General features: G+C 65.0%; 13 protein-coding genes and 1 pseudogene. 10 read left to right on the top strand and 4 right to left on the bottom strand.

The window, feature by feature from the left end; all coding sequences use genetic code 11:
- Positions 1 to 121 precede the first annotated feature (121 nt).
- A complete protein-coding gene (locus tag ACX5I4_RS22025) occupies positions 122 to 571 on the bottom strand; it encodes a DUF5997 family protein (protein WP_461838557.1) in 450 nt (149 codons plus the stop codon).
- Between the two features lie 168 nt (positions 572 to 739).
- Between ACX5I4_RS22025 and ACX5I4_RS22030 the strand changes: the two are divergent.
- The 6 genes and pseudogenes from ACX5I4_RS22030 (at position 740) to ACX5I4_RS22055 (ending at position 5,320) form a co-directional block, all read left to right on the top strand.
- A pseudogene (locus ACX5I4_RS22030) lies at positions 740 to 1,149 on the top strand (TOBE domain-containing protein).
- Complete coding sequence (modA, locus tag ACX5I4_RS22035) at positions 1,146 to 1,979, top strand: molybdate ABC transporter substrate-binding protein (protein ID WP_461838558.1); 834 nt, start codon at positions 1,146 to 1,148, stop codon at positions 1,977 to 1,979. The pseudogene ACX5I4_RS22030 and the gene modA overlap by 4 nt, the downstream one beginning before the upstream one ends.
- A gap of 6 nt (positions 1,980 to 1,985) precedes the next feature.
- Entirely contained in the window at positions 1,986 to 2,789 is an 804-nt protein-coding gene (locus ACX5I4_RS22040; RefSeq protein ID WP_461838559.1) for an ABC transporter permease, read from the top strand.
- Positions 2,786 to 3,883: a sulfate/molybdate ABC transporter ATP-binding protein gene (locus tag ACX5I4_RS22045; protein WP_461838560.1), complete on the top strand. Its 1,098-nt coding sequence runs from the start codon at positions 2,786 to 2,788 to the stop codon at positions 3,881 to 3,883. The genes ACX5I4_RS22040 and ACX5I4_RS22045 overlap by 4 nt, the downstream gene beginning before the upstream one ends.
- A gap of 135 nt (positions 3,884 to 4,018) precedes the next feature.
- Entirely contained in the window at positions 4,019 to 4,696 is a 678-nt protein-coding gene (locus ACX5I4_RS22050) for a LysR family transcriptional regulator substrate-binding protein (protein WP_461838791.1), read from the top strand.
- 3 nt (positions 4,697 to 4,699) lie between these two features.
- Entirely contained in the window at positions 4,700 to 5,320 is a 621-nt protein-coding gene (locus ACX5I4_RS22055; RefSeq protein ID WP_461838561.1) for a LacI family DNA-binding transcriptional regulator, read from the top strand.
- Positions 5,321 to 5,323: 3 nt separating this feature from the next.
- Here ACX5I4_RS22055 and ACX5I4_RS22060 read toward each other — a convergent pair whose 3' ends face one another.
- Positions 5,324 to 6,823: a SulP family inorganic anion transporter gene (locus ACX5I4_RS22060; protein ID WP_461838562.1), complete on the bottom strand. Its 1,500-nt coding sequence runs from the start codon at positions 6,821 to 6,823 to the stop codon at positions 5,324 to 5,326.
- Positions 6,824 to 6,829: 6 nt separating this feature from the next.
- Positions 6,830 to 7,933, bottom strand: coding sequence for a GTP pyrophosphokinase (locus tag ACX5I4_RS22065; RefSeq protein WP_461838563.1), 1,104 nt, complete (start codon positions 7,931 to 7,933; stop codon positions 6,830 to 6,832).
- 163 nt (positions 7,934 to 8,096) lie between these two features.
- On the opposite strand from ACX5I4_RS22065, the gene ACX5I4_RS22070 reads away from it, so the two are divergent.
- The 4 genes from ACX5I4_RS22070 to ACX5I4_RS22085 all read left to right on the top strand — a co-directional run bounded on the left by ACX5I4_RS22070 (position 8,097) and on the right by ACX5I4_RS22085 (position 11,319).
- Positions 8,097 to 8,909, top strand: a complete 813-nt coding sequence (locus tag ACX5I4_RS22070; RefSeq protein ID WP_461838564.1) for an alpha/beta hydrolase — start codon at positions 8,097 to 8,099, stop codon at positions 8,907 to 8,909.
- A gap of 68 nt (positions 8,910 to 8,977) precedes the next feature.
- Positions 8,978 to 9,946 carry a carbohydrate kinase family protein gene (locus ACX5I4_RS22075; protein WP_461838565.1) on the top strand — a complete coding sequence of 323 codons (969 nt, stop codon included), beginning with the start codon at positions 8,978 to 8,980 and terminating at the stop codon, positions 9,944 to 9,946.
- Positions 9,943 to 10,467, top strand: coding sequence for a YbhB/YbcL family Raf kinase inhibitor-like protein (locus tag ACX5I4_RS22080; RefSeq protein ID WP_461838566.1), 525 nt, complete (start codon positions 9,943 to 9,945; stop codon positions 10,465 to 10,467). Before ACX5I4_RS22075 ends, ACX5I4_RS22080 begins: the two co-directional genes overlap by 4 nt.
- Before the next feature lie 42 nt (positions 10,468 to 10,509).
- Complete coding sequence (locus ACX5I4_RS22085; RefSeq protein ID WP_461838567.1) at positions 10,510 to 11,319, top strand: HAD family hydrolase; 810 nt, start codon at positions 10,510 to 10,512, stop codon at positions 11,317 to 11,319.
- A 43-nt stretch (positions 11,320 to 11,362) separates the two neighbouring features.
- Here the strand turns inward: ACX5I4_RS22085 and ACX5I4_RS22090 are convergent, their stop codons facing one another.
- Positions 11,363 to 12,637 carry a helix-turn-helix transcriptional regulator gene (locus ACX5I4_RS22090; protein WP_461838568.1) on the bottom strand — a complete coding sequence of 425 codons (1,275 nt, stop codon included), beginning with the start codon at positions 12,635 to 12,637 and terminating at the stop codon, positions 11,363 to 11,365.
- Positions 12,638 to 12,651 lie beyond the last annotated feature (14 nt).

Raw genomic sequence — 12,651 nt, forward strand, 5'->3', positions numbered from 1 at the left:
CAAATTCAGTATGCGCCGAGGAAGCGTTGGAGGCGAGGGCGGCCTGATCGGGGCGCAAACGCAGGAAGGCAGATCGCCCTGGCTGGGCTGATCTGCCTTCCTGTTGAGGGCCAGATGGAGCTTAGGCGTGGTCCCGCTTGGATGCCTTGGGCGCATCCCGCTTGGCCGATGCGTTCGTCTTCGCTTCCTTGGTGGCTTCCTTCTTGGCAGCTTCTTCCTTGATGCGCTTTGCCTCGGAGCGGACGGCTGCGTGGGTGGCGCGTTCGACGACGAGCCACTGCGGCGGGGCTGCCAGCAGTTCGGTGATTTCCGCCGTCGTCAGGGGTTCGGTGATGCCGCCGCGCGCGAGGCCGCTGATGGAGATGTTCAGCTTCTGGGCAACCACGGGACGCGGGTGCGGACCTGTCCGGCGGAGCTCGGCGAGCCACTCCGGTGCGTTGGCCTGGAGCTCGGCGAAATCGGCGCGGGTGATTTCCGAATCCTGGAACTCCTGGGGTGTTGCGGGCAGGTAGATGCCAAGTTTCTTGGCAACGGTGGCCGGCTTCATGGACTGGGAGTTTGCAGAGGTCATGGTTCAAGGGTATCTGCCGCCGCAGGGAAGTGGCACAGCGGCTGACGGGATCACCCGGACGTTGCTCCTCGTGCTCGGCGGCGGAGGTATCGGCAGATAGCAGGTCACATACGGTTTTGCGGTCAATAGTTCTTAATGAAAGCGCATATGAGGTTCTAGGATGAATTCATGCCGCATATACGAGTCTCCGAGGCCGCCCGTTTCCTTGGCGTGAGTGACGATACCGTCCGCCGTTGGATTGATCACGGAGCCCTCACGGGAACGAAGGACGATTCGGCCGCCTGGTGGTGGATGGGCTCGAGCTTGCCCACCTGGCCCGTGAACAGGCGGCGCTGCCCGAGGACCCCAGCAAGGTGGGCCGTTCCGCGCGCAACCGCTTCGTAGGCCTGGTCACCGGCATCACCACGGACAAGGTGATGGCCCAAGTAGAGATGCAATGCGGACCCTTCCGCGTGGTTTCCCTGATGAGCAGCGAAGCCGTCCGGGAACTGGGCCTCGAGTTGGGATCCGTTGCCACGGCCGTCGTCAAGGCCACCACTGTCATTGTCGAAACAGCGCAGGGGAAGAGCATCACGTGAGAGTCGCCCGCAGGAACGTTGGGGTTTTGTTGGCAGCGGGGAGCTTGCTCGCCGGTCTCGCTGGCTGTGCCGGCACCCCCGGAGCCGGTTCGCCCGGAGCCACAAGCAGCAGCGCTGGAAGCGCCGGTTCGCCAAACAGCAGCTCGCCCCGGCTCTCCGGCACCGTCACCGTTTATGCCGCCGCTTCGCTCAAAGCAACATTCACCAAGCTGGCCTCCGAGTTCGAAGCCAAGAACCCCGGCACCAAAGTGGTCCTGAGCTTCGCGGGGTCCTCGGACCTGGTCACGCAGATCACCCAGGGAGCCCCTGCAGATGTGTTCGCTTCCGCGGACACCAAGAACATGGGCAAGCTCTCCGACGCTTCCCTCGTGGACGGAAAGGCAACGAACTTTGCCACGAACGTCCTGACCATCGCCGTCCCGCCCGCCAATCCGGCGTCGATCTCTTCCTTCGCGGACCTCGCGAAGCCCGGCGTGAAGGTAGTTGTCTGCGCGAGCCAGGTACCGTGCGGGGCTGCCGCCCAGAGCGTGGAAAAGGCCACCGGCACCACCATCAAGCCCGTGAGCGAAGAGTCCTCCGTGACCGATGTCCTGGGCAAAGTGACCTCGGGCGAGGCCGATGCCGGCCTGGTCTACGTCACCGACGTCAAGAGTGCCGGTGACAAGGTCAAGGGCGTCCCGTTCCCCGAGGCCAGCAACGCCGTCAACACCTACCCGATCGCGACAGTGGGCACCAGCACGCACAAGGACCTGGCCGCCGCGTTCATCAGCCTGGTCACCGGCAACGAGGGCAAGAAAGTCCTGGGAGACGCAGGCTTTGGCGTACCGTAGGCGTTGATGAACTACAGCGGGGTTCCACGGTGGGTCTACGGCTTGGCGGCAGTGGGTGGATTGTTCGTCCTGCTGCCACTGGCAGCCATGGTCGCAAAGGTCGATTGGTCCCGGTTCATCCCTCTGATCACCTCCGAGTCCTCGCTGACTGCGCTGGGCCTTAGCCTCCGTACCTCCGCGGCGAGCACCGCCCTCTGCCTCGTCTTCGGCATCCCCTTGGCTCTGATCCTCGCCCGGCTGCCCTTCCGCGGCCAACGGCTCCTCCGCGCCTTCGTCCTCCTGCCCTTGGTGTTGCCGCCGGTGGTGGGCGGCATTGCCCTGCTCTACACCTTTGGGCGGCAGGGGCTACTGGGCAAGAACCTTGAGCTCGTGGGGATCCAGATCGCCTTTTCGACGACGGCGGTGGTCCTGGCCCAGACGTTTGTCGCCCTGCCGTTCCTGGTAGTCAGCCTCGAAGGCGCCCTACGGACGGCCGGCAACCGCTACGAAGCCGTTGCCGCGACGCTCGGCGCCCGCCCCACCACCATCCTGCGGCGCGTAACCGTTCCCATGGTCCTCCCTGGACTCGCTTCCGGAGCGGTGTTGTCCTTTGCCCGCAGCCTGGGGGAATTCGGGGCCACCCTCACGTTCGCGGGAAGCTTGCAGGGTGTCACACGGACCCTGCCGCTGGAAATCTACCTGCAGCGCGAGACCGACGCGGATGCCGCCGTCGCTCTTTCGCTGGTTCTCGTCGCGGTGGCGGTGATCGTGGTCGGGCTGTCCTACCGGCGTCCGCATCGCGCGGATGTTCCCGCGGAGGCGGCCGCGTGAGTTTCCATATCGACGCCACCGTCCGCGCCCGCAACTTGGACGTCTCATTGAGCGTTGGACCGGCGGAAACCGTCGCGATCCTGGGGCCCAACGGCGCGGGAAAATCGACACTGCTGTCCGTCGCGGCGGGTCTCTTGCGGCCTGACGCCGGCTCCGCCCGGCTAGGTGAGCGGGTCCTGTTCGACCTCGACGGCGGCAGCCGGGTGTGGACCCCGCCGCACCTTCGGGGCACAGCACTGTTGGCCCAGGAACCGTTGCTTTTCCCGCACCTTAGCGTCCTGGACAACGTGGCTTTCGGTCCGCGCAGCGCAGGTGCCTCCCGGGCGCAGTCACGCGAAAGGGCGCGGCACTGGCTTGCCGAAGTCGATGTCACGCACTTGGCCGAACGGAAGCCCGGCCAGTTGTCCGGCGGGCAGGCCCAGCGCGTTGCCGTGGCCCGGGCACTTGCAGCGAGCCCCGAGTTGCTGCTCCTTGACGAGCCGATGTCCGCCTTGGACATCCACGCCGCTCCGCATTTGCGCCGGCTCCTCAAACGCGTCCTGTCGGGGCGTCGCGCCCTCATCATCACCCACGACGTCCTGGATGCCCTCATGCTCGCGGACCGCGTGATCGTCATGGAAAAGGGCGGGATTGTGGAGGAAGGCGCCACCCGGGACGTATTCCGGCGGCCCCGAAGCCAATTCGCCGCGGGACTGGCCGGGGTGAACCTCCTCGCGGGCACGGTCACGGAGGACGGACTCAGGACGTCCGCCGTCGCGGGCGGCGTCAGCGTTGCGGACGTCACCAGCCTTGCGGGCGGCGGCCTGCATGTTGCAGGACATCTCGAGGACGAAGCGGAACCGGGCCAGCCCGGCGTCGCCGCCTTCCCGCCGTCGGCCGTTTCAGTATTCTTGGACGCCGCGCACGGCAGCCCGCGAAACTCTTTCCCGGTTGCCATCACGGATCTTGAACCGCACGGGGACCAGATCCGTGTCCGGGCCGGCGACCTCGCAGCGGACATCACGCCGGCTGCGTCCGCGGAGCTGGGACTCGAACCGGGATCGCGCGTCTACTTTGTGGTCAAAGCCACGGCAGTCCAGGTGTACGGGGCATAGCTGGGGCGGGCGCTGCGTTGGGCAGATAGTGCGCGGTACTGTGAACTGGTGCCTGCCGATCAAGAATCCCTGTCCGCCTCCGGAGCCCCCGACGCCTCCGACGCCTCCGATGCCGAAACCAGCGGTCCCCGGGAGCTGCGCTTCGCTTACGTTGCCGGCGTGACGCCCGGGAAATGGATCCGGCGCTGGGAAGAGCGCATGCCCGGTGTTCCGCTGCACTCGTTCATGTCCGACGACGGCGCGCAGCTTGCGGTGTTGCGCGACGGGTCCGCGGACCTCAGCTTTGTGCGCTTGCCGGTGGACCGCGACGGGCTCCACGTCATTCCCCTCTACGAAGAGCAAGCCGTGGTGGTGGCCCCGAAAGGACACGAAATCTCCGTGTTTGAAGAGGTGGCACTGGAGGATCTCGCGGAGGAGAACTTCCTGGATGTCGCCGGGTTGGGCGGGGCGGAGATGGCCATGCAGGTGGTGGCTTCCGGTGCCGGGCTCGTGATCCTTCCGATGTCCGTGGCCAGGCATTTCAACGTCAAGGACACGGTGGCGCGTCGCCTGACCGGGGCGGAAGGGACGCAGATCGCCCTGGCGTGGCCGAGCGATTCCACGAACGAGGTCATTGAGGAATTCATCGGCATCGTCCGCGGCCGCACGGCCCAGAGCTCGCGGCAACCTTCGGCGCAGCAGGAGAAACCGAAGAAGGCACCGAAGCCGGACAGGCGCGGCACCGGCGCCAAGAAGCCGGCCGTTGCCCAGCGCTATGCCCCGAACCCGGACAAGGGCCGCGGCAAGGGTTCCCGCAAGAAAGGAAAGCGCTAGGCCATGGGACTTGGAGCGAAGCCGACCATCCGGGACGTCGCAAAGAGCGCCGGCGTTTCCCTCACCACCGTGTCCTATGTCTTGTCCGGACGCCACGGCGGCACCACCCGCATCAGCGAGTCAACGCAAGCACGCGTTCAGGCGGCTGCCAAGGAGCTGGGTTACGTGCCCAACCAGGCAGCCCGCGGAATGCGCCGTGGCAAGACCGATCTGGTAGCGATTGCCATCGGTGATCTCGAATGGCCCTGGGACCGTGCTTTGGCTACGTCTGCGGCACGCATCTTGCCCGAGCACGGTTACCAGCCGGTGATCCTCATTGGCGAAGGGTGGCGGCGGTTCATGCTCTCCGGCGGTGCCGACGGCGCCATCATTGGTGCCCTTCCGCCCGGCACTCTTCTTGACCTCACAGTGGGCGAGCTCGCGCGGCGCGGAGTGGCCCAGGTTGTCATTTCGGACACCATGCAGCCTGCCGGTTTCGACGTGCTGGCCCCGGGAACCGCCGGCGGGACCCCGGAACCGGAAGCCCTCGAAGGAGCCATCACGCTGCTCCTTGACCGGCTCGCCGGCCGCACCATCGGAGTTGGAACCACTGTGGCTGCGCCGTGGAAGTTCCGCTCTCCGTAGCTGTCAGCCTGCGTTGAGCTTGCCTGCCAGCCGTTCGCGCATCCGGACGCTTGCCGCGTTGAGGCCTATGAGCTCCACCTCGCGGCCATGCCTGCGATATTTGTCGGTGACGGAATCCAGCACGGCAACGGTGGAAGCATCCCAGATGTGCGATGCGTGCAGGTCGATGACCACATGGTCGATTCCATCCGAGGAGTCTTTCGCGTAGTCGAACTGCGTGTAGAGGTCGTTGGAGGAAGCGAAGAACAACTCGCCGTCCACCGTGTAGCTCGCTACGGTCCGGCCGTTGAGCTCAAGCTCGCTCCGTTCCACCGTGGCGAAATGAGCTACGCGGCGGGCAAACAGCACCATGGCCGTGACGACGCCGGCACCGACTCCGATGGCCAGGTTGTGCGTCGCCACCACCACGGCCACCGTCACCAGCATGACGCCGGTTTCGGACTTCGGGAGGCGCTTGAGCGTTGTTGGCCGGATCGAATGCCAGTCAAAGGTGATGAGGGAAACGAAGATCATCACGGCCACCAATGCGGCCATGGGGATCATGCCCACCACGTCCCCAAGAACCACTACAAGCACCAGCAGGAACGCGCCGGCAAGGAAGGTCGAGAGCCGGCTGCGGGCACCTGAACCCTTGACGTTGATCATGGTTTGCCCGATCACGGCGCAGCCACCCAGGCCACCCAGGAAACCGGTGACGATGTTGGCTATGCCCTGGCCCCACGAAACCCGGGTCTTGTTGGAACGGGTATCCGTGATGTCGTCCACGAGTTTGGCCGTCATGAGGGATTCCAACAGGCCCACCAGCGCCATGGACAAGGCGAACGGGGCGATAGTCTGGAAGGTCTCCCAGGTCAAAGGCACATTCGGCACGAAGAAACCGGGAAGGCTGTTGGGGAGTTCACCCTTGTCGTGCACCGTGGGGACGTTGATTCCAGCTAGCGCCGTGACAATCGTGAGGGCCACCACCGCCACCAAAGGTGCGGGCACCGCCGTCGTGATCCTGGGCAGGCCGAAGACGATCAGCAGCCCGACGGCCACGATCGGGTAGACCATCCAGGGAACGCCGATCAGCTCGGGCAATTGGGCCATGAACACCAGAATGGCCAAGGCGTTCACGAATCCGATCATCACCGAACGCGGAATGAAGCGCATGAGCCGCGTGACACCCAAGACCGCCAGGACAATTTGGAAGATTCCCGCCAAGATGACCGTGGCAATCAAGTAGTTGAGCCCGTGGTCCCTCATGACGGGCGCAATCACGAGGGCGACGGCGCCCGTGGCCGCGGAGATCATGGCAGGCCGGCCGCCCACGATCGCCGTGGTGACTCCCATCGTGAAGGACGCGAAAAGCCCGATCCGCGGATCCACGCCGGCAATCACAGAGAACGCGATGGCTTCTGGAATGAGGGCGAGGGCCACCACCAAACCAGCCAAAGCTTCCGTCTTGAGCCTGCGGGGGGAGCGCAGCGTGGAACGGAGGGACTGGAGCTGCTCGGGTGTCATGGGTCCTTAGCTATTGGTCAGGCGGTACCGCTCAATCTGCTTGAGGCGCCGCTGGAGGCTGTCCCGCCGGGGGTGGGGGACGACGTCGGGAGCCTCGGCGGTGAGGTCGATGTGTTCGGTGCCGTACTGCCACAGCAGGAGGTCATCCAGGAGGCGGTCCGGTCCGGGGGAGTAGCGATGGTCCAAGGCTTTGCGGACCTCGGTGATCCGGTTGGCGCTGAGGAGTCCGGCTAGCTCCACGGTCTTGTTTAATCCGTGCGCAGCGAGAAGCTCCGCGGCCCAGCCCCAGTCGTCATCAACTTTACGGTCAACGTGCGGAAGAAGCGTCCGCCAGACGTCCCTCACCCGGTTGGGGGTGAGGGGCATGGAACCTTCGCCCTCCAGGTCCCAGTAGCCGCGGACTTCCTCGTAGCGCTCGTGGAGGTCGGCGAAGGCGCTCTCCACGGTTTCCAGCATTGCCGCGGTTGCGGTGAATTGGCGGTCGAAATGTGGCGTCCAGGCGCGCGGATCCTCGGCCTTGAAGCGGATGTCGTGTTCGATTTCGCTCCAGGCGTGCGCAAAAACTGTGCGGATCTGGCATTCGAAGAAATAGCTGCCATTCGGCGGAATGTCCGGATTGAAGACCTGCTGGTACGCCTTCACGGTTTCGTTCTGGATGGTGCGCAGGATGAGGTGCCGGCTCGAATACCCATAGGTGCCGGACTCAATGGAGCCGATGTCCTTTTCAAGGTCGCCGCGGCAATCAAAAAGCTGGCGCTGGCGCTTGATGAGGTTGGCCACCGCCGCGTTCTCGGCAGGAAGCTTGGTGATGACGCGCAGCCCCACCATGTCATTCAAGGTCCGGAACGGGTCCGGGAATTTCAGCACCCGTGGGCCGCCCTCCAGCGGTACTTCGGTGCGCGAAATCTTCTCCCGGAAGGATTCGACCGTCTTGGTGCGTCCCGTGACGAAAAGGGGCACGGACTCGCTGTTCTTAAGCATGTCCCGCAAGGTCAACAAGACGTCGCGGGTGACGAGCTTCAAGGCAGGCCGGACACGGGAATAGAGCTCCACATTCGCCTGTACCGATTCGCGCAGCTCAGGTTCCAAGCTGTCCCAATTGCTAGCCATGCCTCCAGCTTACGGGGACGGGCCGACAGTTTCGGGAGCTGGCTGCGCTAACGATATGGGTCGGCCTCGTCCGCCAGCGGAAGGCTCCGCAGGGGTGCTATATTTCCTCGGCTCCCCCTCCGCGTGGTCCCTCCGCGATAGGCTCGGCACAAAGGAGGACACGATGAAGCGGCACAAGTACTACTACGGCGACCACTCCAGTCAATGGGGAGAGCTGTTCGTACCAGACAACTCGCTGGAGGCACACCGCAGTCGGCACGACGGAGTGGTGGTGGTGATCCACGGTGGCTATTGGCGCTCGCAATACGGCGCGGAACTCGGTGAGCCGATTGCCAGGGATCTCGCTGCGCATGGGATCGCCGCCTGGAACCTTGAGTACCGCAGGGCAGGAAACGGCGGCGGGTGGCCGCACACGTTCGAAGACGTCCTCGATGGAATCGACCACCTGGGCGAGATTGCCGGCACGCATGGACTCAACCTGGACAAAGTGGTGGCGCTGGGACACTCCGCGGGCGGCCACCTTGCGGTTTGGGCGGCTGGCCGGGAGAAGCTCTCCAAGATTGGCGCCCCCGACGCCGATCGGCAGCTCCATCGTCACGACAATGGCACAGCAGTGCGGCTGACCGGTGTCGTGAGCCAATCAGGGCTGCTGAACCTGGCTGATGCCGAGCGGCTCAACCTGAGCAACGGCGCCGTCGACAACCTGATGGGTGGCGACTCCATAAGATACCCCAAGCGGCATATTTATGCGGATCCCATGAGGTCACTCCCCATCAGTGTTCCGGTTTTTGCCGTCCACGCTTCTGCTGACGAGGATGTTCCGTGCAGCCAGTCCGAGGCCTATGTTGCCGCCGCTACTGCTTCCGGAGGCGCGGCGCAGCTCCTCAAGGTACCCGGGGACCATTTCGACCTGATCGACCCCAGGGCGGTTGCGTACAAGAAATGCCGGGAGTTGGTGCAGCGGCTGCTGGCGTGACGGTTCGCTGACAAGTCACCAACTGGCATTGCGAGACGCGCACCACATCTGCGTGGCAGAGTTGTCCCATGCTGACAGTCATAGGTGAAGCACTGGTTGATGTGGTTCAGAGCTCCTCGGGAGTCGACGCCCACGTGGGCGGCAGTCCCCTCAATGTTGCAGTGGGGCTGGCCCGGCTGGACCACGCCGTCCAGTTCATCGGCCGGTTCGGCAAGGATGCCTACGGCGACTCGATCGCAGCACACCTGCGCTCCAGTTCCGTCATGGTGCCGCTGCCGCCGGACGAGAATCCCACCAGTGTGGCTACCGCCTTGATCGACGACGACGGCGCGGCCAGCTACACGTTCGACCTCACCTGGGAGCTTCCCGGCTTCGCAGCGCGACTGCCTTTCATGCTTCAGGGGACATCCCTCCTGCACACCGGCTCCATTGCCACCATGTTGGAGCCCGGTGCAGCGGAAGTGCTTGCCGCCGTCGAGCATGCCCACCCGAACGCGACCATCAGCTTCGATCCCAACTGCCGGCCCAGCATCATCACAGACCGGGACTATGCCCGCGCCCAAGTGGAGCGCTTCGTGTCGCTCTCGGACGTCGTCAAGGCTTCCGACGAGGACCTTGAATGGCTCTATCCCGGCGTCGACGTCCAGGAATCGGCACGGCGCTGGCTGCGCCTGGGCGGTAGTGCGGGACCGGCCGTCGTTGTGGTCACGCGGGGTGCGGACGGCCCCTGGGGAGTCACGGCCGCTGGCGATGCCCAGGTGGACGCTCCCAAGGTAGACGTGGCGGATACGGTGGGAGCCGGCGATTCCTTCATGGCCGCGCTCCTTTCAGGGATCGTCGATCACGGACTGGCCGGGGCGCAAAACCGGGACGAGCTGCATGCCATGCCTGCCGAAGTGCTCGAAGGAATCCTCAACCATGCAGCGCGCGCCGCGGCGGTGACTGTCTCCCGGCCAGGCGCGAACCCGCCGACGCGAGCCGAAATCAACGCCCTGAACGCCATGGAGTCCGGGGCAAGCATTGAAGTGCAGCCGTGAGCTACTCCGACCTTCCCCGCGTCCCCTCCTTCGACCTCACCAGCGAGTCGTTCAAGGACGGCGACGCACTCAAACCGCCACAGACCAGCAAGCGCTTCGGTGTGGCCGGGGGCAAGGATGAATCTCCGGAGCTGAGCTGGAGCGGCGTCCCGGAGGGCACCAAGGGTTACGCGGTCACCGTCTTCGACCCGGATGCTCCCAAGGCTGGTGGTTACTGGCACTGGGCCGTGGTCAACGTCCCGGCCGGTGTGCGCTCCTTGCCTGCCGGTGCCGGCGCCCAGGGCGGTTCTCACCTGCCGTCCGGCGCTTTCCAGTTGAAGAACGACGCCGGATTCCCCGGTTATCTGGGCGCCGCGCCTCCGCCCGGACACGGCCCGCACCGGTACATCGTGGCCGTGCACGCCGTCGACGTCGAAGAGTTGGGCATCGACGCCGGTGCCTCCACAGGTGCGCTTGTCCGCAAGCTGGCAGCGCACACGCTGGGCCGGGCCATCATCACGGGCCATTTCGAACAGCGCTAGCCTCGGGGGCGAATCCGATGCGCCCCCACGTAGACTGACATAATGCGGCTCGTAGCAAGTGACATTGACGGAACCATCCTTGGCCATGACGGCAAGATCAGCAGCCGCACCATACGCGCTTTCCATGCTTGTCGTGACGCGGGCATCGAGGTGGTGTTCGTGACCGGTCGGCCGCCGCGCTGGCTCTACCCGCTCCGCGAACAGATCGGCCACAGCGGGACCGTGATCTGTTCCAACGGGGCCGTGGTGTGGGATCTTGAGGCTGACAAGCTGATTTCCGCCAATGCCTTGAGCATCGAGTCCGTGCTGGAGGCCCGCCGGATCATCAAGCAGCTCCGCCCCGACGCATTGTTCGCGGCCGAAACCCTCACAGGATTCCATCTTGAGCCGGGTTTCATCGAGAACGAGACCAGCGAGCTCCTGGCCGAGTTCACACCCGCATGGCTGGACGAAACGCTGACTATGGACGACGCCGTCGTGAAGTTCCTTGCCGTGACGCGCAGCGGAACTCCGGATGATTTTCTGGCAAAGGTCCAGCCCGCCGTCGCGCATCTCGTGGAGACCACCCACTCAGCGCCGCGGACCGCACTTCTTGAGATGTCCGCTCCCGGTATCAACAAGGCCGTCACACTGGCCGCATATGCGGCGTCCAGGGGCATCGAGGCCGCTGAGGTGGTGGCTTTCGGTGACATGCCCAACGACGTCGAGATGCTGCGCTGGGCTGGCGACGGTTACGCGATGGCCAGCGGCCACCCCGAGGCCATCAACGCCGCGGGCCAGCAAGCACCGCATTTCGACGACGACGGCGTGGCCCAGATTCTCGAGGCAAAGCTCGCTTCGCTGCGGGTCTAGGCAACCCTGCGCACGTGCGCCCTGCCGCCACGTGCGCCCGCCGCTAGCCCTGAGCCCGCAGTCCGTGGCTGTGCGCCAAGGCAATGGCCTCTGTTCGTGAACCCACGCCGAGTTTCCTGAAGATATTCCTGACATGGAATTTAACTGTGTTTTCGCTGATGTGCAGCTTGGCGGAGATGGTCCTGTTGCGCTGGCCTGCAGCCAGTAACTGCAGGACTTCCAGTTCGCGCTCGGCCAGGCCCCATCCGCCGATATCGCCCACGGGAACTGATGGCGGATCCAGCGGCAGGACCACCTGCACGTCCGCTCCCCAGCCGGCCATGACCTCGATGTTCATGCGGCCGTCCAGCGCTGCCACTCTGCTGTTGAGCCGGGCAATGTTGGGCGAATCCGCAGTCAATTCGCCCAGGCCGTCGTCGCGCACATTGATGAGCAGGTTCACGCCATCGCAGTCCCATTGCACCCGCACACGCCGCACCGCGGGCTGCTCCACGATGGCCAGTACCAGGCCCCGCACGATCGCCCGGGCAGCATGCGCGACTTCGCCGGGCAAGGCGCGGCCGTTGACCGGTGGTTCGATGAACTGGATGTCGAGCCCGCTGAAGTGCATGAGTGGCCGTAGGTCCTCCCGCAGCCTTTCAAAGGCGGTGGCCACAGGCTCTTCCACGAGATCCGATGTGCGGTCGCTCAACGTCCGTAGGTTCACGAGTGAGGTAGCGGCAAGGTCCGTGACGGCCTTGCGGGCCGCAGCATCGTCGAGGGAGCCCGATCGTAGCGCCGCCAACATCGTCTCGAGTGTGGTGGAATGCCTGTCTACGAGTTCGGCCGTGACGCGGAGCCGCTCGGCGGAAGCCGCCCGGGATTCCAAGAGGTACGACGGCGGCGCGTCCGCCACTTTCTCCTGGATGCGCCGCGCCGTCAATTGCCATAGGTAGTCGAGCATCCGCAGTGCGGACTCACGTTCCAACGGTTCTTCGGGCAGGACCGGCTCTGTGAGGGTCAGCAGTGCATTGGTCTCGGACGTCAGTGCAAGGACGGGCCGCTGCCCTCCGGCGATGGTCGCGTCTCCCTGCCAGGCCTCGCCTTCAGCAACGCGGGACCGCAACTGGTCCAGTTCAGGAATGGAGACGCGGCTGATGATGCCCTCCGCCCCGGCCTTCTTCTGGGGCCGGCCAGTGCAGTCCTCGGTGAAAATGACCAGCGCGCTACTGCGCACGTAGGGCAGCGCCGCTTCCCGAAGTCGTTCGGCGATGCTCATCAACGGGGCGTTCGCTAGTGCGGCAACCGCTTCCAGGAGCGTCCACGTGCTTGGAGTCATCCCGCCACTTTAGC

This window comes from Arthrobacter sp. MMS24-S77 (assembly GCF_054888235.1).

Coding starts and splice junctions, on each gene's coding strand:
- ACX5I4_RS22025 (WP_461838557.1), bottom strand. CDS start 571: ATGACCTCTGCAAACTCCCAGTCCATGAAGCCGGCCACCGTTGCCAAG.
- ACX5I4_RS22040 (WP_461838559.1), top strand. CDS start 1,986: ATGAACTACAGCGGGGTTCCACGGTGGGTCTACGGCTTGGCGGCAGTG.
- ACX5I4_RS22055 (WP_461838561.1), top strand. CDS start 4,700: ATGGGACTTGGAGCGAAGCCGACCATCCGGGACGTCGCAAAGAGCGCC.
- ACX5I4_RS22060 (WP_461838562.1), bottom strand. CDS start 6,823: ATGACACCCGAGCAGCTCCAGTCCCTCCGTTCCACGCTGCGCTCCCCC.
- ACX5I4_RS22065 (WP_461838563.1), bottom strand. CDS start 7,933: ATGGCTAGCAATTGGGACAGCTTGGAACCTGAGCTGCGCGAATCGGTA.
- ACX5I4_RS22070 (WP_461838564.1), top strand. CDS start 8,097: ATGAAGCGGCACAAGTACTACTACGGCGACCACTCCAGTCAATGGGGA.
- ACX5I4_RS22075 (WP_461838565.1), top strand. CDS start 8,978: ATGCTGACAGTCATAGGTGAAGCACTGGTTGATGTGGTTCAGAGCTCC.
- ACX5I4_RS22085 (WP_461838567.1), top strand. CDS start 10,510: ATGCGGCTCGTAGCAAGTGACATTGACGGAACCATCCTTGGCCATGAC.
- ACX5I4_RS22090 (WP_461838568.1), bottom strand. CDS start 12,637: ATGACTCCAAGCACGTGGACGCTCCTGGAAGCGGTTGCCGCACTAGCG.